General features: G+C 64.9%; 12 protein-coding genes. 4 read left to right on the plus strand and 8 right to left on the minus strand.

The features are described 5' to 3' along the window. The first annotated feature begins 50 nt into the window (after window positions 1-50). Window positions 51-3,080: an HD domain-containing phosphohydrolase gene (locus MGMSRV2_RS00930; protein WP_024078429.1), complete on the plus strand. Its 3,030-nt coding sequence runs from the start codon at window positions 51-53 to the stop codon at window positions 3,078-3,080. A gap of 192 nt (window positions 3,081-3,272) precedes the next feature. On the opposite strand, the gene MGMSRV2_RS00935 is transcribed toward MGMSRV2_RS00930, so the two are convergent. Genes MGMSRV2_RS00935 through MGMSRV2_RS00945 form a run of 3 tightly spaced genes read right to left on the minus strand, consistent with a single transcriptional unit; the run spans window position 3,273 to window position 10,041 of the window. Continuing rightward, window positions 3,273-4,148: a transglutaminase family protein gene (locus MGMSRV2_RS00935; protein WP_024078430.1), complete on the minus strand. Its 876-nt coding sequence runs from the start codon at window positions 4,146-4,148 to the stop codon at window positions 3,273-3,275. Then, on the minus strand, window positions 4,145-6,643 hold the full coding sequence (locus MGMSRV2_RS00940; RefSeq protein WP_024078431.1) for a circularly permuted type 2 ATP-grasp protein: 2,499 nt from the start codon (window positions 6,641-6,643) through the stop codon (window positions 4,145-4,147). The genes MGMSRV2_RS00935 and MGMSRV2_RS00940 overlap by 4 nt, the downstream gene beginning before the upstream one ends. Window positions 6,644-6,699: 56 nt before the next feature. Next, the gene (locus MGMSRV2_RS00945; protein WP_024078432.1) at window positions 6,700-10,041 is read right to left on the minus strand and encodes a transglutaminase family protein; all 3,342 of its coding nucleotides are present in this window, start codon (window positions 10,039-10,041) and stop codon (window positions 6,700-6,702) included. A 132-nt stretch (window positions 10,042-10,173) separates the two neighbouring features. Here MGMSRV2_RS00945 and MGMSRV2_RS00950 point away from each other — a divergent pair, with 132 nt between their 5' ends. After that, entirely contained in the window at window positions 10,174-12,828 is a 2,655-nt protein-coding gene (locus MGMSRV2_RS00950; RefSeq protein WP_158497715.1) for an EAL domain-containing protein, read from the plus strand. On the opposite strand, the gene MGMSRV2_RS00955 is transcribed toward MGMSRV2_RS00950, so the two are convergent. Beyond that, window positions 12,818-13,105, minus strand: a complete 288-nt coding sequence (locus MGMSRV2_RS00955) for an FmdB family zinc ribbon protein (protein WP_024078434.1) — start codon at window positions 13,103-13,105, stop codon at window positions 12,818-12,820. The two genes, MGMSRV2_RS00950 and MGMSRV2_RS00955, sit on opposite strands and share 11 nt — an antisense overlap. Before the next feature lie 209 nt (window positions 13,106-13,314). On the opposite strand from MGMSRV2_RS00955, the gene MGMSRV2_RS00965 reads away from it, so the two are divergent. Both MGMSRV2_RS00965 and MGMSRV2_RS00970 read left to right on the plus strand, forming a co-directional pair. Beyond that, window positions 13,315-14,016 (plus strand): CoA transferase subunit A, encoded by a 702-nt coding sequence (locus tag MGMSRV2_RS00965; protein WP_041633368.1) that lies wholly within the window; start codon window positions 13,315-13,317, stop codon window positions 14,014-14,016. Between the two features lie 13 nt (window positions 14,017-14,029). Further along, window positions 14,030-14,671, plus strand: a complete 642-nt coding sequence (locus MGMSRV2_RS00970; protein ID WP_024078436.1) for a 3-oxoacid CoA-transferase subunit B — start codon at window positions 14,030-14,032, stop codon at window positions 14,669-14,671. A 49-nt stretch (window positions 14,672-14,720) separates the two neighbouring features. Here MGMSRV2_RS00970 and modD read toward each other — a convergent pair whose 3' ends face one another. From modD to nirB, 4 genes are all read right to left on the minus strand, one after another. Then, window positions 14,721-15,551, minus strand: coding sequence for a ModD protein (modD, locus tag MGMSRV2_RS00975; protein ID WP_024078437.1), 831 nt, complete (start codon window positions 15,549-15,551; stop codon window positions 14,721-14,723). Window positions 15,552-15,613: 62 nt separating this feature from the next. Then, window positions 15,614-18,211: a nitrate reductase gene (locus MGMSRV2_RS00980; RefSeq protein WP_024078438.1), complete on the minus strand. Its 2,598-nt coding sequence runs from the start codon at window positions 18,209-18,211 to the stop codon at window positions 15,614-15,616. Next, entirely contained in the window at window positions 18,204-18,539 is a 336-nt protein-coding gene (gene nirD / locus MGMSRV2_RS00985) for a nitrite reductase small subunit NirD (RefSeq protein WP_024078439.1), read from the minus strand. The genes MGMSRV2_RS00980 and nirD overlap by 8 nt, the downstream gene beginning before the upstream one ends. Before the next feature lies 1 nt (window position 18,540). After that, window positions 18,541-20,994, minus strand: a complete 2,454-nt coding sequence (nirB, locus tag MGMSRV2_RS00990) for a nitrite reductase large subunit NirB (protein WP_041633369.1) — start codon at window positions 20,992-20,994, stop codon at window positions 18,541-18,543. Between the last annotated feature and the right edge of the window lie 14 nt (window positions 20,995-21,008).

The raw sequence follows: 21,008 nt of genomic DNA on the forward strand, positions 1-21,008 counted from the left end.
GGTGGATTTTGCTATCTAAGGCATGAAACGGGTGGATGAGGAACGGTGCCATGGGTGGGTCGAAGCGTTTGCGTCTGCGCTTTCACGTCAGTATCACCAGCGCCATTCTGGCGGTGATCGTGGTGGTGACGTTGGCGGCCATCGGCAACGTCTATTACTCCAGCACCAAGGCGGCGCAGCAATCGGCCGCCACCTTGTTCTCGGAAATTTCGTCGCGCGTGCTCGATCAGGTGGATCGTCAGATGGGCGATACCCTGACCTTGGCGGCCTTGGGCGGTCGTCTGCCCGCCGGGGTGGAGCCGGTGGTCGGCGATGGCCTGGCTCATCCGGTGGTGCCGTTCCTGATCGACACCCTGGCCCAGGACCAGTCGTTATATTCCCTGTATTTCGGCTACGAGACCGGCGACTTCCTGCAAGTCATCGCCGCCCGCCAGGATGCCCGCGTGCTGGCGGCGCACAAGGCGCCGGAAAACACCGGGATGATCGTTCGTGCCATTTCCGGCCAGGGCGAGGATCGCACGCAATATTGGACCTTCCTCGATCCGTCGGGGGCGGTGCTGGGGACCCAGACCGACGCCAAGCCCGGTTACGATCCGCGGGCGCGCGGCTGGTACAAGCCGGCCCAGGACAGTGTCGATAAGCCGGTTCTTTCGGCGCCTTATCTGTTCAACTCGCTGCAACAGCCGGGCATCACCGCATCGCGCCGGCTGCCGGGGCAGGTCGGTGTCTTCGGCGTCGACATCACCTTGGCCGATCTCAATGGGTTCGTCGGCGGCCAGCGGGTGTCGGCCAATGGCGGCATCGTGCTTTTGGACGACAAGGCACGGGTGCTGGCGGCGGGCCGGTCCCTGCTGGGTGAAGCGACGGCGCCGCTGGCCCCCTTGGCCGAAATCGATGCGCCGTTGGCCCGGGTGCTGATCGGCATGCTTGGCGCCGGCAGGCGGGACGAAGCCACCTTCGTCGAGGGCGAAGGCGGCACCATGATGGTCCGCCTGTCCGACTGGCATGTGGACAACAGCCTGCCCATCACCATCGCCGTGCTGGCGCCGTTCAACGATTTCACCAGTCACATCCGCAACATGCAGGGCCAGATGGTGGTACTGGCCGGATTGGTCATGCTGATCATCCTGCCGGCGGCCCTGATGTTTTCCGGGCGGCTTTCGGCCACCGTGCGCACGCTGGCGGCGGAAGCCGAGCGGGTGCGGCATTTCGATTTTTCCGGTCAGGCGCCCGGCGATTCGGTGATCCAGGAATTCGATTCCCTGGCCCAGGCTTTCGGCTCGATGAAGGAATCGCTGGCACAGAAGGCCAAGGCGCTGGAAATCGCCCAGGTGAAGCTGGAGCGACTGGTCGGCCTGGGCATCGCCATGTCGTCGGAACGCGATTCCAACAAGCTGATGGAAATGATCCTGATGGGGGCCAAGGATCTGACCAACGCCGATGGTGGCACCCTTTACATGCGCACCGAGGAAGACACTTTGCGCTTCCAGATTTTGCGCAACGACACCCTGGGGGTGGCGGTGGGCGGTGCCTCGGGCGAGTTGCCCAACATCCCCGCCGTGGCCATGAAGGATGCCGAGGGCAAGCCCAATCACCGCAACGTGGTCAGCCATTGCGTCAATTCCGAGGTTACCGTCAACATCGTCGATGCTTACGATGCCAGCCAGTTCGACTTCTCGGGCACCAAGATTTTCGACGAACGCAACGGCTATCGCTCGCAATCCTTCCTGACCGTGCCGTTGAAGCCGCGCGGCGGCGACGTCATCGGCGCGCTGCAATTGATCAACGCCCGTGTGCCGGGCACCAACGACATCATTCCCTTCGACCCCGGCATCCAAAGCTTCGTCGAGGCCCTGTCGGCCCAGGCGGCCACCGCGCTTTATAATCGCCAATTGCTGGACGCCCAGGAAGAGTTGATGGACTCGATGATCAAGATCATCGCCGGCGCCATCGACGCCAAAAGCCCCTATACCGGCGGCCATTGCGAACGCGTGCCCGAACTGGCGCTGATGCTGGCCGAGGAAGCCGGCAAGGTGGACAACGGTCCGCTGGCCGATTTCGCCTTCACGACCGAAGAGGAATGGCGTGAATTCAAGATCGGGGCTTGGCTGCACGATTGCGGCAAGGTGGTGACGCCGGAATACGTGGTCGACAAGGCGACCAAGCTGGAGACCATCTACAACCGTATCCACGAAGTGCGCATGCGCTTTGAAGTGCTGCTGCGCGACGCGGTGATCGAATACATGCAAGGCGTGGTTTCCGGCGACCACGACGAGGCCGAATTGCGCCAGCGCATGGAAAGCCGCCGTACCCAGTTGCTGGACGATTTCGCCTTTGTCGCCGAATGCAATGTGGGCGGCGAGTTCATGGCCCCCGACAAGGTCGAGCGGTTGAAGCAGATCGCCCAGCACACCTGGGTGCGCACCTTCAACGACCGCCTGGGCCTGTCGCACGAGGAACTGAAGCGTTTCCCCGCCGAGGAACCGCAATTGCCGACCCTGGAAAAGTTGCTGGACGACAAGTCCTGGCACATCATCCCGCGTCCCGGCGGCAAAGAGCGTTATGCCGGCTTCGGCTTCAACGTCAACATCCCCGACAATCTCTACAATTTCGGCGAGGTCTACAACCTGTCGGTCAGCCGCGGCACGCTGTCGGAAGAAGAGCGCTTCAAGATCAACGAACACATCATGCAGACCATCGCCATGCTGGAAGGCCTGCCGTTCCCCAAGCACATGAAGCGCGTGCCCGAATATGCCGGCACCCACCACGAAACCATGATCGGCACCGGTTATCCACGCAAGATCGGGGCCGACGGGCTGTCGGTGCCGTCGCGCATCATGGCCATCGCCGATATCTTCGAGGCGCTGACCGCGTCGGATCGCCCGTACAAAAAGGCCAAGACGCTGTCGGAATCCATCAAGATCCTGTCCTTCTTCAAAAAGGACAAGCACATCGACCCCGATCTGTTCGACCTGTTCCTGTCGTCGGGGGTCTACAAGACCTATGCCGAACGCTTCTTGCTGCCCGAGCAGATCGACGAGGTGCCGGTCGAGCAATACCTGACCAAGGCGGCGGAATAGCCGCCCGGGGAAACGTCCCTCGGCTTCGCCTCAGTGTACTTTTCCCCGATATTGGTCAGGAAAGCCCGTGCTCAAGCAAGCTTTCCGCGCGGGCTTCGCCCTTTCTCCCGCCTTTGCCGAGCAAAGGCGGTAAACGGCAAAAGTGAAAAAAGGCGCAGGACTGTCCTGGGCCTATTTCCCCCCGAGTAACCGCTATATTTCAACCACGTCCACCGCCACGTGGATGCTGTGTTCGCCGCCGCCCAACACCACGCCCTTGATCGGGCTGACGTCGTCGTAGTCGCGGCCCCAGGCCACCACCACATGGTCTTCGCCGGCGGGCTTGTTGTTGGTGGGGTCGATATCCAGCCAGCCCCAACCGGGAATGAACACCGAGGCCCAGGCGTGCGAGGCGTCGGCGCCCACCAGCTTTTGCCCGCCCGGCGGGGCGATGGTGCGGATATAGCCGCTGACGTAGCGCGCCGCCAGTCCCATGGCCCGCAGGCAGGCGATGGCGGCATGGGCGAAGTCCTGGCACACCCCGCGCCGTTGCGCGAACACGGTGGAAAGCGGCGTACCGATGCTGGTGGCCACCGGATCGAAGGTGAAATCGCGGAAGATGCGGCTGTTCAGATCCAGCACCGCCTGGGCCAGGGGACGACCGGGGGGGAAGCTGGGGGCGGCGTAATGGGCGGCGGCGTCCAGCAGCGGGACTTGCGGCGACGGAAACAGGAAGTCCATGGCCTCTTCCAGATGCGGCGCGGTGGCGGCGGCCAGATCGGCGCGCACCTGATCCCAGGACGGGCCATCCAGGTTGTAAAGACCGAAGGACGGGCTGGTTTCCACCTCGAAACTGGCCTCGATCTCCAGCTTGGAATGGGAATCCTGGATGGTGAAGAAGGTGGTGGGATTGCCGAAATAATCCAATTGACCGTCGCGCAGTACCGCTGGATTGGGGCGAATGGTCAGCCGCACCTTGTCGTAATTTTGGTTGTAGACCTGACGCGGGCGCAAATGGGCGGCATGGTGCGACAGCAGCACCGCCTCGCCATATTCATAGACGGTCAGATGGCGGACCCGGTATTTCATGCCAGCAACTCCGGCGGTCGCACCGGCAAACGCCATTGTGCGTGGCTGAAATATTCGCGCGACAGCACTTCCGACACTTCCCACAGGCGCGAACGCAGGTTTTCCAGTAACCGTTCGGCGTCATGATAGCCGCCATCGCGGTCATAGCGGGCCAGGACCAGGGCGTCGGTGGTGCGCACGGTGCCGCACAAGACCGTCATCAGCCGTTGTTCCGCCCGCAGGAAACCATTGCTGCCGGCGATCTGGGCCAGACTGTCCATGTGGTCGGACAAGGCCGCCAGTTGGAAGCCGAGCGAGCGCGGGTTGTTCTCGTCGCACAGCAGCAGGTCGAGCACGGCGGCCAGACGCGGTGCCGCCAGATAGCGCGAGCGATAGGTCATGGCGCTGTCCCACAAATCCAGCAGCACCTCCATGGGCACCGCGTCTTCATTGTCGGCATCGGCCAGGGCGCCGCCCAGGGTGTCGACGATGGTGACGGCGCGTTCGATCCGTCGGCCCGAATCCATGAACAGCCACAACGGTCCGCGCGTCATGTTTTCCATGGACAGGCCGTTGACCGCCTCGACGGTCAGGATCAGATCGTTCAGCCGCGACAAGGTGTCGCCGCGCTGGTTGTCCAGGTGCAGGCGGCGGACGTCGTCGCGCAGGCGCTGCAACGCGCGCCAGGTATCCACCGACAGGCGGTCGCGCAGGTTCAGCACCACGCGCAGCAGGCGGTCGACCTGTTCGCTCAGGCCGCCTTCACCGCCGCCCAGATGGTGGGCCATCAGGGCGCGGGGCAGGGTCTCCGGCGCTTCCAGCGCCTCGGGCGGGATGAACAGGCCCAGCCGCGCCATCACCCGGGCGGTATAGATGGCGCGGGCCGGATCGTTCTGGTCCAGCGCTTCCTCGATACGGGCGATGGCCGCGCGCAGCAAGCGGGTCGAGCCCTCGCAGCGTTCCACATAGCGGCCCAGCCAGAACATGTTGTCGGCGACGCGTGAGGGCAGGTCGCGGTTGCCGCGCACCAGCTTGACCGGGGCGGCACGGCCCCGGGGTTGCAAGGCGGCGGACGAGGTCTGGTCGGCGATGATCCACAGATCCTTGCTGCCGCCGCCGCCGGTTTGCAGCCGCGCGGTCAGCAGGTCGGCCTGGCTGGAGACGCGGGCGAGGCCACCGGGCATCACCTGCCAGCCGTTCTCGCCGAAGGCGGCGAACACCCGCAACACCATGGAGCGGGGCAGGAAGCCGCCATCGCCCCACACCGGCACGGTGGACAGATTGTCCACCTGCTGGGCCACCCAATCGGTGGGCCTGGACTGGATGTCGGCCAGCGCGGCCTGACGTTCCAGCCCCGACAGGTTGGACCCCAGGCGCGGGCTGATGCGGTTGTGGAAGGCCGGGCGCAGCACCAGCCGGTCCAAATTGTCGGCGACGAAGGCACGGTCCTGGTCATTGCCGCACCACCAGCACGGCACCGAGCCCATCATCAGGCTTTCGCCCAGCAGATGGCGGGAAATGGCCGGCAGAAAGCTTTGGATGGCGCCGCCGTCCAGCAGACCCGAGCCCAGGGCGTTGACGATGGCAACGTTGCCGGCGCGGGCCGATTGTACCAGCCCGGCCACGCCCAAGGTGGAATCGCCCCTGAGTTCCAGCGGGTCGCACCATTCGCCGTTGGTGCGGCGCCAGATCACATCCACCTGCTGCAACCCGGTCAGCGTCTTCATATAGACGTTGCCGTCGCGCACGGTCAGGTCTTCGCCCTGGACCAGGGTCAGGCCCAGATGGCGGGCCAGGAAGGCGTGCTCGAAATAGGTTTCGTTATAGGGGCCGGGGGTCAGCAGCACCACGCGTGGGGTGTCGGTGCGCCTGGGCGCCATGGCGTGCAGCGAGCGGCGCAGGGCTTCGAAGAACGGCGCCAGCCGCTCGATATGGCTGGCGCGGAACTGCTCGGGCAGCACGCGGTTGACGATGGTGCGGTTTTCCAGGGCATAGCCGGCGCCCGCCGGGCTTTCGGTCCGGTCGGCCAGCACCCGCCAGCCGCCATCGGCGCCGCGCACCAGATCGGCGGCATAGACGTGCAGATGGTGGCCGCCCGCCGGCATCCAGCCATGGCAGGGGCGCAGGAAAGCCGGATTGGCGTGCAACAAGGCCGGCGGAATCAGGCCCAGCCCGATCAGGGCCCGCTTGCCGTAGAGATCGGCCATGACCTCGTTCAGCAGGCCGGCGCGCTGGGCGACGGCGCGGGCGATCCAGTCCCATTCGGCGGCGGGCAGCAGCAGCGGCAGCGGGTCCAGCGTCCAGGGCCGTTCCAGCCCCTCGGGGTCGCCATGGACGTTATAGGTGACACCGTTGTCGCGCAGCAGGTTCTGGCCCAACTCCCAGCGCTGCACCAGATCTTCCGCCGACAGGCCGGCGAAGGAATCGAGGAAGGCACGCCAATGGGGCCGGGGCTGGCCATCGGCCCCGACCATCTCGTCATGCACGCCGGTGGGGGGAACGTAGATATGTTCCACCAGGATCGGCTGGGCGTTCTGCCAGTCGGTTTGTCGGCGCCTGATCTTTGCCTCCCCTATTGCAGCCTGAGGTCCAGTGTCCCCGGATAATCGGGATGGATGCGCCCAGGATTGGTCTGCACCCTGCCATGGGAATGACCAAAGGGGAAGAAGCGTGCGCGCCGTCGCGCCTCGGCCTCATAGGAATTGACCGGGAAAGTGGAATAACTGCGCCCGCCCTCATGGACGACGTGATGGGTGCAGCCGGCCACCGACACTCCGTTCAAGGTGTCGATCAGGTCGAACACCAAGGGTGAATGGATACCGATGGTCGGGTGCAGGCACGAGGCCGGCGCCCAGGCCCGATAGCGCACCCCCGCCACCCATTGGCCATTGGTGCCGGTGGCCGCCAGCGGCATCAGCACGCCGTTGCAGGCGATGCGATAGCGTTCGCCCAGCAGGTTGTCGGCCTTGACCTGCAGGCGTTCCACCGACGAATCCACATAGCGCACGGTACCGCCGGCGCCGGGTTCCTCGCCCATCACATGCCAGGGTTCCAGGGCGTTCCTGATCTCCAGGCGGATGCCCTGGTGGCTGATCTCGCCGACCACCGGGAAGCGGAATTCCAGATGGGGGGCGAACCATGCCGGGTCGAAGGCGATGTCCTGGCTGCGCAGATACTCCACCACCTCGGCCAGATCACGCTCGATCCAGTGCGGCAGCATGAAGCGGTCGCGCAAGGCGCTGCCCCAGCGCACCAGCGGCGCCGTGTAAGGCCGATCCCAGAAGGCGGCGATCAGCGACCGCAGCAGCAATTGCTGCACCAGGCTCATGCGCGCATGGGGCGGCATCTCGAAGGCGCGGAACTCGACCAGGCCCAACCGCCCGGTCGGGCCGTCGGGGGAATAAAGTTTGTCGATGCAGATTTCGGTGCGGTGGGTGTTGCCGGTGGAATCCACCAGCACGTTGCGCAAAATGCGGTCCACCAGCCAGGGCGGGCAATCGGTGCCTGCCGGCGGCAATTGCGCCAGGGCGATTTCCAACTCGTACAAGGTGTCGTCGCGGGCTTCGTCCACGCGCGGGTGCTGGCTGGTCGGGCCGATGAACAGGCCCGAGAACAGATAGGACAGGCTGGGATGGTTCTGCCAGAAGCGGATCAGGCTGCCCAGCAGGTCGGGACGGCGCAGGAACGGGCTGTCGGCGGGGGTGGCCCCGCCCAACACCATGTGATTGCCGCCGCCGGTGCCGACGTGGCGGCCGTCGATCATGAATTTTTCCGTGCCCAACCGGGTCAGATGGGCTTCCTCGTACAAGGCCTCGGTGTCGCGCACCAATTCGAGCCACGAGGTGACGGGCGAGACGTTGACCTCGATGACGCCGGGATCGGGGGTGACCTTGATGGTCTTCAGCCGCGGGTCGTTGGGGGCGGGATAGCCTTCCAGCCGTACCGGCTGGTTCAATTGGGTGGCGGTGTCCTCGATGGCCTCGATCAGGTCGAGATATTGCTCGGCGGTTTCCACCGGCGGCAGGAACACGCACAGATGGCCTTCGCGCGGCTGGATGCACAGGGCGGTGCGCACATTGTCCGAGACCATGCCCTTGTCGGTCTGGCGCAAGGCTTGCGGCTTGCCGACATTTTGCCCGATGACGCGGGCATCCGACGGTTCCGCCGCGGCGCGACTGGTCATGCTGTGCTGGCGCGCCGGCTGGGGCGCGCGCTGGCGCGGCGGCAAGTTGCCGCGCGGCTCGAAGGGGTCGCGCTCGGCGTGGAACGGATAATCTTCCGGCTCGATATGGGGCAGGGAATCCAGCGGCAGGCGGAAGCCCAAGGGCGAATCGCCGGGGATGGTGACGATGCGACCGTCGCGGGTCGGCCAGGCCCCCGATATCCAGCGGTTGCCGTCCTTGGCCTGCCAGGGCTGCAACGGCAGCACATGGCCGACCGGGTTGCCCAGGCCGTGGCGGAAGACGCGGGCCAGACGGGCGCGTTCCTCGGAATCGGCCAGACGGGCGTCGTCGGGGGTGACGTTGATCGGCAGATCCTGTTCGCGCATCAGATAATAGGCGGCGTCCTCATAGGCCGGGTGGATGAACTGGTCGTCCACCCCCAGCTTTTCCGCCAGTTGCACGGCGAAGGTTTCCGACATGGCGACGCTGGGATTGTCGGCCTGACCTTCCTGGCCGATTAGGGCCGGGTTGCGCCAGACCAGTTCTTCGTCGTCGCGCCAGGTCAGGGCATAGGCCCAGCGCGGCAGGCTTTCCCCCGGATACCACTTGCCCTGGCCGTGGGTGATCATGGCGCCGGGGGCGAAGCGGTCGCGCAGGCGGCGGATCAATTGGTCGGCATAGGCGCGTTTGGTCGGACCGACGGCGTCGGTGTTCCACTCATCCGCTTCCATGTCCAGCGCCGAGACGAAGGTGGGCTCGCCGCCTTGGGTCAGGCGCACGTCGCCGGCGTGCAGGCGCTGGTCCACCTGTTGGCCCAGGGCCAGCACCGCCTGCCATTGTTCGTCGCTATAGGGCTTGGTGACGCGGGGCGTTTCCAGCACCCGGATCACTTCCATGCGATGGTCGAAGCCGACCGTGCACGCTTCCACCGCCCCGGTGATGGGCGCGGCCGAGGAGGGGTCGGGCGATGCCGCCAGCGGAATATGACCTTCACCGGTCAGCAGGCCCGAGGTGGGGTCCAGGCCGATCCAGCCGGCACCGGGCAAATAGACCTCGGTCCAGGCGTGCAGGTCGGTGAAGTCGTGGTCGGCCCCGACCGGGCCCTCCAGCGCCTTGACGTCGGGGACCAACTGGATCAGGTAGCCGGAGACGAAGCGCGCCGCCAGCCCCAGATGCCGCAAGATCTGCACCAGCAGCCAAGCGGAATCGCGGCACGATCCGGTGCGCAAGGATAGGGTCTGTTCGGGCGTCTGCACGCCCGGCTCCATGCGGATGGTGTAACTGATATCCTGTTGCAGGCGCTGGTTCAGCGCCACCAGGAAATTGGTGGTCTGCATGGGCTCGCGGGAAATGGAGTCCACATAGGCCCGAAGCAGCGGTCCGGCCTCTTCCGTCAGCTGAAAGGGCCGTAATTCGTGGTCCAGTTCGGGCGCATAGGCGAAGGGGAAGTTTTCCGCCGATTCCTCGAGGAAGAAGTCGAACGGATTGACGATGGACATGTCGGCGACCAGATCGACGTCGACGACGAATTCGCTGACCTTCTCGGGGAACACCAGCCGGGCCAGCCAATTGCCCTGCGGATCCTGTTGCCAGTTGATGAAGTGACCCTTGGGCCGGATGTCCAGCGAATAGGACAGCACCGGGGTACGGCTATGCGGCGCCGGGCGCAGGCGGACGATCTGGGGGGAAAGGGTGACCGGGCGGTCATAGCTGTAGCGGGTGGTGTGACGCAGTTTGACGTGAATGCCCATGGTTCCTCGGAAAGATGCGCGAAGACTGGAATCGTTCCGGGCACCCTAGCACAGCCAGGGATGATTTGGCTGAAAAATAGGCGCATGTGCACATGCCTATTTTATGTGCTGTGCGCATCCGGGTGTTGCCGCTTGTCAACCCCCGGCCCGATCCGGCACCATGGCGGCATGAGAGTGGATGCCGGACGCTGGGGGGTTGCGTTGCTGGATCGCACCCGCACTTGCGTGGTGGCGCTGTGTCTTGTCGTCATGCTGGCGCCCGTGGCCCGAGCCGAGGAGGTCGCCCCGCCGCAATCCATCATCGTGGTCACCGACGACAATTATCCGCCTTATATCTTTCGTGACCAGGACGGGCGGTTGCAGGGTATTTTGCGCGACCTTTGGTCCCTGTGGTCGGAACGCACCGGCATCGCCGTTGATCTGCAAGGGCTGGATTGGGCCGAGGCGCAACGCCGCATGGCCGCCGGTCAGGCCGACGCCATCGACACCGTCTTCCGCACCGAGGCGCGGGAGCGGGTTCTGGCCTTCTCCGCCCCCTATGCCACCTTGGACGTGCCCATCTTCTTTCATTCCGACCTGTCGGGCATCGTCGATGTCACCTCGCTCAAGGGCTTCACCATCGGCGCCAAGGACGGTGACGCCTGCGTCGACTGGCTGAAGGCCCGCGGTATCGCCAGTATCCGCCCCTATCCCAGCTACGAGGCCATCATCGACGCCATGGCCGCGCGGGAAACCCTGGTGGCCTGCATCGATAAGCCGCCGGCTTTGTACCTGATGTACAAAAAGGGCATGCAGGATGTCTTGCGCCATACCCAGCCGCTTTATTCCGGCCAGTTCCATTGGGCGGTGGCCAAGGATCGCCCGGAACTGATGCATGTCTTGCGTCAGGGCTTCGACCTGATTTCCCCGCGTGAACGTCAGGCCATCGAGGAGCGTTGGTTCGGCTTTTCCCTCAACGATCGGGTCCAGGCCGAGGTCTGGCGGGAGATGGGGAAATACGTGCTGGCGGTGCTGGCCGTCGCCCTTTTGCTGCTGATCTGGAACTGGCTGTTGCGCCGTCAGGTTGCGCACAAGACCCAGAGTCTTACCCTGGCCTTGGACGAATTGGCGGAAAGCGAAGGCCGGTTCCGCACCATTTTCGATCACGTCAACGACGCCATCTTCATCCATCGCGCCGATACCGGGCGGCTGTTGATGGTCAATCAGCGCATGCGCGACATGTACGGCATGGGCGATCTGCCGGTGGACCGGATCGACGTCGGAATGTGCAGCGCGGGGGTGTCGCCCTATGGCGCAGCCGAGGCTCAGGTATGGTTGAGGGCCGCCGCCGCCGGCCAGCCGCAGCAATTCGACTGGCATGCAAGGCGCCTGGACGGCAGCCTGTTTTGGGTCGAGGTGTCCATGCGGTTGGCCCGCTTCAGCGATGGCCAAAATCGTTTGCTGGTGGTGGTCCGCGACATCACCGAGCGCAAGAACGCCCAGGACCGGCTGGAGTTTATGGCCCATCACGATCCCTTGACCGAATTGCCCAACCGTTTGTTGCTGCAAGACCGGGTGGACCGTGCCATCGCTCTGGCCGAACGGGAAGGGCGCCGCGTCGCCTTGATGTTCCTGGATCTGGATCAGTTCAAGACCGTCAACGATTCACTGGGCCATGCGGCGGGGGATCGGCTGTTGAAGGACGTGGCATGGCGCCTGCGTCAATGCGTGCGCGAAAGCGATACCATCGCCCGGCTGGGCGGTGACGAATTCGTCATCGTCCTCAATGCCGTGCGCGACGCCGACGGCGTGGTCGAGGTGGCCGAGAAAATCCATAAAAGCGTGGCCCCGCCCATCACCATCGAGGGTCAGGAAGTCACCTCGACCCTGTCCATGGGCATCGCCATGTTCCCCGAGGATGGGCACGATTTCGACACGTTGATGAAAAAAGCCGACGCGGCCATGTACCACGCCAAGGAAAGCGGGCGGTCCACTTATCGCTTCTTCGCCGCCCGCATGAATGCCGACGCGGTGGCCCATCTGGCCCTGCGCAGCGGCCTGCATCGGGCGCTGGAACGGGGCGAGTTCCAATTGTATTTTCAGCCGCAAGTATCCCTGGCCGGCGGTGCCGTGGTGGGGGCCGAGGCGCTGATCCGCTGGAACCACCCGGAACGCGGGCTGGTGTCACCGGCGGAATTCATCCCGGTGGCCGAGGATAGCGGGCTGATCGTGCCCATGGGCGATTGGGTGTTGCGTCAGGCGTGCCGTCAGGCGGCGTTGTGGCAGGCGGGGGGGCACGCCCTGACCATGGCGGTCAACCTGTCGGCCCTGCAATTCCGCCGCGGCGATCTGGAACGGGCGGTGCGCGAGGCGCTGGAGGAAAGCGGTCTGGCGCCGCATTCGCTGGAGCTGGAACTGACCGAATCCATCATGATCCAGGACCACGAAGCAGTGATGGACATGACCCGGCGGTTGGGCGCCTTGGGGGTGCAACTGTCTATCGACGATTTCGGTACCGGCTATTCCAGCATGGCTTATCTGAAGCGTTTTGCCGTCGACAAGCTGAAGATCGATCAATCCTTCGTCCGTGACGTCCATACCGATACCGACAACGCCGCCATCACCCAGGCCATCATCCAGATGGCCCACAGCCTGAAGCTGGAGGTCATCGCCGAGGGGGTCGAGGTAACCGAGGTGGTGGAATTCCTGCGCCATCACGGCTGTGATCTGGCGCAGGGATTCCTGTACGGGCGACCGATGACGGCGCAGCGCTTTGAAAAGACCGTGCTGGACGGCCCTATTTCCTGAGGCCCTTCAGTTCCGATTTGGAATAATTGCTGAAGTGGCCTTCCCGCGCGGCCTGGGCTCGACCGGCGGAAATCAAACCCGCGCTCTTGCCGGCGGGGGCCAGCGATCCGATCGTCCGTTCCAGCTTGGCGCTGCCGCATTGCGGGCAGGTGGGCGTATCCGACGATCGCACCAGGGTTTCAAATTCGGCCTGGCAGTCCGAGCACTGAAAGGAATACAGCGGCATGATTCCTCGGGGGTTGCGGGTGGCGATGGCGGTACCGCCAGTATAGATCATTGTGCAGGCGCGAAGGCAAGTGTCGTCACAGCATTTGCCGCACGGATGCGACGGGCTTGAAATCGGCCTGGACTTGCCAATTTATGCCCAAGGCTCTTTTCCGCCCCATCGCTTCGGGGTAAGGTCGGGGCCACAGCCGGACGGGTGAGCCGTCGGGCTCAAGGGAGGCAGGCCGGCCCACGGCCGCCATGAAACGGGCAAAGGATACCATGCGAAAAGTCCATTCAGACGCTACGAGCGCCCTTGCCGGGCTGCTGCGCGACGGCATGACCATCATGGCCGGCGGCTTTGGCCTGTGCGGCATCCCCGAGAACCTGATCGAAGCGATCAAGGAATCCGGGGTCAAGGATCTGACTGTCATCTCCAACAATTGCGGCGTCGACGGCTGGGGCCTGGGCCGCCTGCTGGACGCGGGCCAGATCCGGAAGATGGTGTCGTCCTATGTGGGCGAGAACAAGCTGTTCGCCCAGCAATACCTGTCGGGCCAGCTTGAGCTGGAATTCAACCCGCAAGGCACCCTGGCCGAACGCATCCGCGCCGGCGGCGCCGGCATTCCCGCCTTCTTCACCAAGACCGGCGTCGGCACCATCGTCGCCGACGGCAAGGAAGTGCGCGAATTCAATGGCGAGAAGTATGTGATGGAAACCGGTCTGGTCGCCGATCTGTCCATCGTCAAGGCCTGGACCGGCGACACCGAGGGCAATCTGGTCTATCGCAAGACGGCGCGCAACTTCAACCCGATGATGGCCACCGCCGGCAAGATCACCGTGGCGGAAGTGGAGCATCTGGTGAAGCCGGGCGAAATCGACCCCGACCACATCCACACGCCCGGCATCTATGTGAAGCGCATCATCCTGGGCAAGAACTACGAAAAGCGCATCGAGCAGCGCACCACCCGCAAGCGGGTCTGAAGGGGAAAAAACGATGGCTTGGACTCGTGACGAAATGGCGGCCCGTGCCGCCCGCGAACTTCAGGATGGCTTTTACGTCAACCTGGGCATCGGCATCCCCACCCTGGTTGCCAATTTCATCCCCGACGGCATGGAAGTGACGTTGCAGTCGGAAAACGGCATGCTCGGCATGGGCCCGTTCCCGTTTGACGGTGACGAAGACCCCGATCTGATCAATGCCGGCAAGCAGACCATTACCGAATTGCCGACCTCGTCGTTTTTCTCCTCCGCCGACAGCTTCGCCATGATCCGCGGCGGTCACATCGACCTGTCCATTCTGGGCGCCATGCAGGTGGCCGAAAACGGCGATCTGGCCAACTGGATGATTCCGGGCAAGATGGTCAAGGGCATGGGCGGCGCCATGGATCTGGTCGCCGGCGTCAAGAAGGTGGTGGTGGTGATGGAACACACCGCCAAGGACGGCGAAAAGAAGCTGCTGAAGGCCTGTAACCTGCCGCTGACCGGGGCCGGTGTCGTCGACATCGTCATCACCGATCTGGCGGTGTTCGCCATTGACAAGCACGGCCAAGGCGGCATGACCTTGCTGGAAATGGCCGACGGCGTCACCGTCGAGGAACTGCGCAGCAAGACCGAGGCCGATTTCAAGGTCGCCTGAGGCTTTGTCGCATCACGGAAAAGCCGGGCCTCGTGCCCGGCTTTTTTCTTTATACCCCGATTTTCACGGCCACATCCTTGGGCGGTGCCCAATAGGGGGCCGAGGTCACCAACACTCGCGCGCCCGCGCGGGCGTAATCCGCAGCATTGGCCGCGTTGACGCCACCGGCGGCGGCAAGGGTGCCCGGCCAATCGGCCAAGGCATGGGCGGCTTCCGCCACCTGAGGCGGGGTGAATTTCTCCAGTTGCAACACGTCCACCCCGGCCTGAGCGGCGCTGAGGGCCGTGTCCAGATCGGCCACTTCCATGACGATCTTCTTTTCCGGGCAGCGTTGCTTCAACTCTGCCACCACGCCGGAAAGCGGGCGATGGCCGGTGAAGGTGAGATGCTCGGCGAAGACCAGCACGGTTTCCGACAGGCCCAGACGATGCGGCACGGCGCCGCCGGCGATGATCGCCTTGACCGCCACCGCGCGGGTACCGGGAAAGGATTTGCGGGTGCAGGCGACGGTGATGCGGCTGTCCACCGCGTGGGCGGCGGCGACGATGGCAGCGGCGGAACTGGCCATGCCCGAGGCCATTTCCAGCAGGGTCTGCGCCACTTTCCAGCCCAGCAACAGCGCCTGGGCGCGGCCCGTGGCGGTCAGGATGATGTCACCGGCAGCCAGATGCGAGCCGTCGCCGGCCAGCATCTCCACCTTGGCCCCGGCCAGTTCCAGCAGGCGGGCGGCTTCCGGGGCCAGGGCCAGCACCATGGCATTGCGGGCGGCAAAGCTCATGTGACCCGGTGCCGTGCCGATACCCAGGGATTGGGTGGTGAGGTCGCCGAAGGGGGCATCCTCGGACAGCCAGGATTGCAGGACGGAATCGGCAAGGCGCATGAAAAAATCCTTGGGCGACGGGGGCTTTCAGTAGACCCCGCCGCTTTGGCCTTGTCCAGCCGTCAGGCCACCGCCACTTCACGCTGGCCCAACAGCGCCTTCAGTTCGGGGATGCACGAGCCGCAGCCGGTGCCGGCCTTCAGTGCCGCGCCGATCTGGGCCACATCCGCCGCCTGGCCGCTGGCGATCAAATGGGTGATGGTGTGCAGGCCGACCGAGAAACAGGCGCAGATGATCGGGCCTTGGTCGACATGACGGCCCGGCGCCTTGCCGGCCAGGATGGCGGCGCGGTCGCTGCCGTCGGACAAAGCCTTGCCGATCAGCCCGGCGATCCAGCCCCGTGCCATGTCGGGGCGATCGGGGGCGATGAACAGGGCCGCCTGCAATTTTCCGTCCTTGACCCAGGCGTGGCGGATGATTCCCTTGGCCCGGTCCCGCACCTCCAGCACCTGACCGTCGAAATGGCTGTTCAACTGCTCGATCAGACCATCGAGCTGGGTATTGTCGCTGCCGGCCAGTTCGGTGGCCTGGGCGCCGTCCAGGCGATGGCGGCTCCACCATGGCGCTTGCGGGGCGGGGGCGTCGGCAGCGATCAGCAGACCGGCCCAAGCGGTGGCGTAGGGGGTGACGGAAACCGCCGCATGCTTTGATTCCGGCTGTCCCGATTGCGGGTCGGTGTGGCCGGGCAGCAGCCGCCCGACCAATCCTTGGGCGGCATGGCAGTCGTTCCAGTGCATGGGGACGAAGACATGGCCGGGCGCCTGCTCCGCCGTCAGGCGGGCGCGGACGACCATGCGGCCCAGGCGGCTTTTCACCGTGACCAGGGCACCATCGATGATGCCCAGTTTTTCAGCGTCAGCGGGGTGGATGTCGGCTAAAGCCTGATCGCGGTGCCCCGACAGCCGGGGCGCCAGGGCGGTGCGGGTCAGGGTGTGCCAATGGTCGCGATAGCGTCCGGTGTTCAGGCGCAGTGGATAGGTGACGGTCGGGCTTTCCTTGGGCGGACGGTGGTTGACCGGCACCAGCACGGCGCGACTGTCGGCGGTGAAGAAGCGGCCATCGCCGAAGAAGCGCTTGGCCCCCCATTGGAACGGGCTGAAACGGTCGTAATCGTTGATCTGGCTGATCGACAGGTCAAGGTCGCGGCTGCCGCCATTCTCGAATCCGGTGAGGGCGGCATATTCGCGGAAGATGGCTTCCGGGCCGCGCCAGCCGAAGGCATCGCCATGGCCCAGCGCCTGGGCGACGCGGGCCAAGGCCCACCAATCGGGCTTGGCCTCGCCCGCAGGGGGCAAGAATGGCAATTGCCGTGAAATCGTGCGTTCCGAATTGGTCACCGTGCCGCTTTTCTCGCCCCAGCCATGGGCCGGCAGCTTGATATGGGCGAAACGCAAGGTGTCGGAATCGATGACGCAATCCGAGACGATGACCACCGGGCATTTGGCCAAGGCGCGGCGGACCAGATCGGTCTCGGGCAGGCTGACGGCGGGGTTGGTGGCCATGATCCACACCGCCTTGATCTTGCCGGCATCCATGGCGCGGAACAGGTCGACCGCCTTCAGCCCTTCCTTCTTCGCCATCTTGGGGGCGTCCCAGAAGCGGCGGACGCGGTCGATGCTGGTGGGGTCGAAGCCCATATGGGCGGCCAGTTGGTTGGCCAGTCCGCCCACTTCGCGCCCGCCCATGGCGTTGGGCTGGCCGGTGACCGAGAACGGCCCCATGCCGGCATGGCCGATGCGTCCGGTGGCCAGATGGACGTTGATGATGGCGTTGACCTTGTCGGTGCCCGCCGACGACTGGTTGACGCCCTGGCTGAATACGGTGACCACCTTTTGCGTGGTGGCGAACAGATCGAAAAAGCGGGTCAACAGGGTGCGGTCGAGGCCGGTGGCGCTGACGCTGTCGGCGCGCGCCGCCGCCAGGGTTTCGGTGAAGCCGTTGGTATGGGCGTCGATGAAGGCGAAATCCAGCACGCCCGCCGCTTCGCAATGGGCGAGCAATCCGTTGAACAAGGCGACGTCGCTGCCCGGCGCCAGGGCCAGATGCAGATCGGCGATGTCGCAGCTATCGGTGCGGCGGGGGTCGATGACTACCACTTGGGTAGCACGCTGCTCGCGCGCTTTTTTCAGCCGCTGGAACAGCACCGGATGGCACCACGCCAGGTTCGAGCCCACCAGCACCACCAGATCGGCCTGTTCCAGGTCGTCATAGCATCCCGGCACGGTGTCGGCGCCGAAGGCGCGGCGATGCCCGGCCACGGTCGAGGCCATGCACAGGCGCGAATTGGTGTCGACGTTGGCGGTGCCCAAATAGCCCTTGGCCAGCTTGTTGGCGGCGTAATAATCCTCGGTCAGCAATTGACCGGACAGGTAGAAGGCGAAGGAATCGGGGCCGTGCAGATCGGTGACGGCGCGGATGCGCCCCGCCGCTTCGGTGATGGCGCTGTCCCAATCGGTGCGCCTGCCATCGACCACGGGATATAAAAGTCGGGTTTCCAGGCCCAAGGTGTCGCCCAGCGCCGTGCCCTTGGAACACAATCGCCCGTAATTGGCCGGGTGTTCCGGGTCGCCCCGCACCACCCAGCCGTCGGCGGACTTTTCGGCGATGACGCCGCAGCCGACGCCGCAATAGGGACAGGTGGTGCGGATGCGGTCAGCCATGGGCCACCTTTTTTGCCGTGGTCAAGCCCAGCAACAGCCGCCCGCCCTCGTCGCGCAGGGGCAGGGGGGTGGTGCAGCCTTCGTCCGGGGCCTGGGCCTCGCCGCTGTTGAGGTCGATGACCCAATTATGCAGCGGGCAGGCGACCTTGCGGCCCATGACGATGCCTTCCGACAACGGCCCGTTCTTGTGCGGGCATTTGTTGATGAGGGCGAAAACCTCGTCGTCGCCGGTGCGGAACACCGCCACCTGTCCCATATGGGTTTCCACCGTGCGCGCCCCCAGGCGGGGAATGTCGGCCAGGGTGCCGATATCGATCCAGTCCATCATCTCAGCTCACCACGGCCAGGGGTTGGAATTCATGGGTATCGATGCCGCCGGTCGCCCGTTCCGCCCACGGGTCGTCCTGGGCGAAGCTTTGCGAGAACAGGAAGCGGGCATAAAGCGCCTTGCGCCCGGCATCGTCGTCGAGGATATGGGCCTTGATATGGGCCATGCCGACCCGCTCGACGTAGGGCGCGGTGCGTTCCAGATAATGGCCCTCTTCCCGGTAGAGCTGCATGAAGGCGCCGGCATATTCCAACACCTCGGCCTCGGTGGACAGGCGGGTCAACTCGTCGGTGACCCGGACCTCGATGCCGCCATTGCCGCCGATGACCATGTCGTAGCCGGCCTCGGTGCAGATGATGCCGATATCCTTGATGGTGGCCTCGGCGCAGTTCCTGGGGCAGCCCGACACCGCCAGCTTGACCTTGTGTGGTGTCCACGACCCCCACATCAGCTTTTCCAGCTTGATGCCCAGGCCGGTGGAATCCTGGGTGCCGAAGCGGCACCATTCCGAGCCCACGCAGGTCTTCACCGTGCGCAGGCCCTTGGCATAGCCGTGGCCCGACACCAGCCCCGCCTTGTTGAGATCGCCCCAGACCGCCGGCAGGTCTTCTTTCTTCACCCCCAGCAGGTCGATGCGCTGACCGCCGGTGACCTTGACGCTGGGGATGTTGAACTTGTCGGCGACGTCGGCGATGGCGCGCAATTCGTCCGGGGTGGTGACGCCGCCCCACATGCGCGGAATAACCGAATAGGTGCCGTCCTTCTGGATGTTGGCGTGGGCGCGCTCATTGATGAAGCGGGACTGGTAATCATCCACGTATTCGCCCGGCCAGGCGCAGAGCAGGTAATAGTTCAAGGCCGGGCGGCACTTGGCGCAACCGTCGGCATTCTTCCAGCCCAGTGCCTTGCGCACCGCGTCCTGGGTTTTCAGGCGCTGGTCCAAGATGGCGTGGCGCACATATTCGTGACCGTGATCGGTGCACTTGCACATGGCCTCGGGCGCGCTGGCATCGGCGCCGGTGACGAAGGACAAGATGGCCTGGACGGCGGGGGTGCACATGCCGCAACTGGCCGAGGCCTTGGTGTGGGCGCGCACCTCGTCCAGGGAGGTCAGGCCCTTTTCGTTGATGGCCTTGACGATGGCGCCCTTGGAAACGCCGTTGCAGCCGCACACCTGGGCATCGTCGGCCATGGCGGCCACGTCCAGACCGGGTTTGGCGCCGCCGCAACAGCCCTGGTCGGCGAAGCTTTGGCCGAAGATCAAATGGTCGCGCATGTCGGCGATGGTCTTGTCGCCCTTGATCAGGTCGAAATACCAGCCGCCATCGGCGACATCGCCATACATGACGGCCCCGACCAGTTTGCCCTCGCGCACGACCAGCTTGCGATAGACGCCCTTGGCGGCGTCGCGGAACACCACTTCCTCGTCGGCATCGTCTTCCGCCGCCAGTTTGCCGGCGGAAAACACGTCGATGCCGGTGATCTTCAGGCGAGTGGACAAGGCCGGCGTCGCATAGGCGGCGATCTGGTCGCCGGCCAGCCGGGCGGCGCAGACCTTGGCCTGTTCCCAGATCGGCGCCACCAGGCCGAAGACCTGACCGTTATGTTCGACGCATTCGCCGACGGCGTAGATGTCCGGGTTGCTGGTGGCCATGTCGTCGCCGACCAGGATGCCGCGATTGATGTCCAGGCCCGCCGCCTTGCCCATGTCGATATTGGGGCGGATGCCGATGGCGACGACCACCAGATCGGCGGGGATGGTGCGGCCATCGGCCAGGACCAGACCTTCCGCCTTGGTCTCGCCCATCACCCGCTCGGTCTGGGCGTGGGTGAAGAAATGCAGGCCGCGTTCGGTCAGGTCGCGTTGCAGCATGGTGCCGGCCTCGACGTCGAGCTGGCGTTCCATCAAGGTCGGCATCAGATGCACCAGGGCGACGGGCATGCCGCGCCGCTTCAGGCCCCAGGCCGCTTCCAAGCCCAACAGACCGCCGCCGATGACCACCGCGCGCTGCTTGGCCTCGGCCGCTTTCAGCATCTTGTCGGTATCGGCGATGTCGCGGAAGGCGACCACGCCGGGCAGGTCCAGGCCGGGCAGCGGCGGCATCAGCGGCTTGGAGCCAGTGGCCAGCAGCAGCTTGTCATAGGCCACGCACAGACCGCTGGCGGCGGTGACCGTCTTGGCCGCAGCGTCGATGGCCACCACCGGATCACCGGTGTGGAGCGTGATGCCGTTTTCCGCGTACCACGACAAATGGTTGATGACGATGTCGTCGATCTGCTTTTCCCCGGCCAGGACCGAGGACAGCATGATGCGGTTGTAATTGGGGTGGGGCTCGGCTCCGAACACGGTGATGTCGTAACGGACCGGGGCGCGGGCCAGCACTTCCTCGACCGTGCGCATGCCGGCCATGCCGTTGCCGATGACCACCAGTCTTTGGCGGGAGACTGCGTTCATGGATTTGGTCCTTT

The sequence above is a fragment of the Magnetospirillum gryphiswaldense MSR-1 v2 genome, assembly GCF_000513295.1.
Lineage (GTDB): Bacteria > Pseudomonadota > Alphaproteobacteria > Rhodospirillales > Magnetospirillaceae > Magnetospirillum > Magnetospirillum gryphiswaldense.

Excerpts from the sequence above, each read along its gene's own strand:
- MGMSRV2_RS00935 (WP_024078430.1), bottom strand. The coding sequence starts at position 4,148 with ATGAAATACCGGGTCCGCCATCTGACCGTCTATGAATATGGCGAGGCG.
- MGMSRV2_RS00970 (WP_024078436.1), top strand. The coding sequence starts at position 14,030 with ATGGCTTGGACTCGTGACGAAATGGCGGCCCGTGCCGCCCGCGAACTT.
- nirD (WP_024078439.1), bottom strand. The coding sequence starts at position 18,539 with ATGATGGACTGGATCGATATCGGCACCCTGGCCGACATTCCCCGCCTG.
- nirB (WP_041633369.1), bottom strand. The coding sequence starts at position 20,994 with ATGAACGCAGTCTCCCGCCAAAGACTGGTGGTCATCGGCAACGGCATG.
- MGMSRV2_RS00965 (WP_041633368.1), top strand. The coding sequence starts at position 13,315 with ATGCGAAAAGTCCATTCAGACGCTACGAGCGCCCTTGCCGGGCTGCTG.
- MGMSRV2_RS00955 (WP_024078434.1), bottom strand. The coding sequence starts at position 13,105 with ATGATCTATACTGGCGGTACCGCCATCGCCACCCGCAACCCCCGAGGA.
- modD (WP_024078437.1), bottom strand. The coding sequence starts at position 15,551 with ATGCGCCTTGCCGATTCCGTCCTGCAATCCTGGCTGTCCGAGGATGCC.
- MGMSRV2_RS00980 (WP_024078438.1), bottom strand. The coding sequence starts at position 18,211 with ATGGCTGACCGCATCCGCACCACCTGTCCCTATTGCGGCGTCGGCTGC.
- MGMSRV2_RS00945 (WP_024078432.1), bottom strand. The coding sequence starts at position 10,041 with ATGGGCATTCACGTCAAACTGCGTCACACCACCCGCTACAGCTATGAC.
- MGMSRV2_RS00930 (WP_024078429.1), top strand. The coding sequence starts at position 51 with ATGGGTGGGTCGAAGCGTTTGCGTCTGCGCTTTCACGTCAGTATCACC.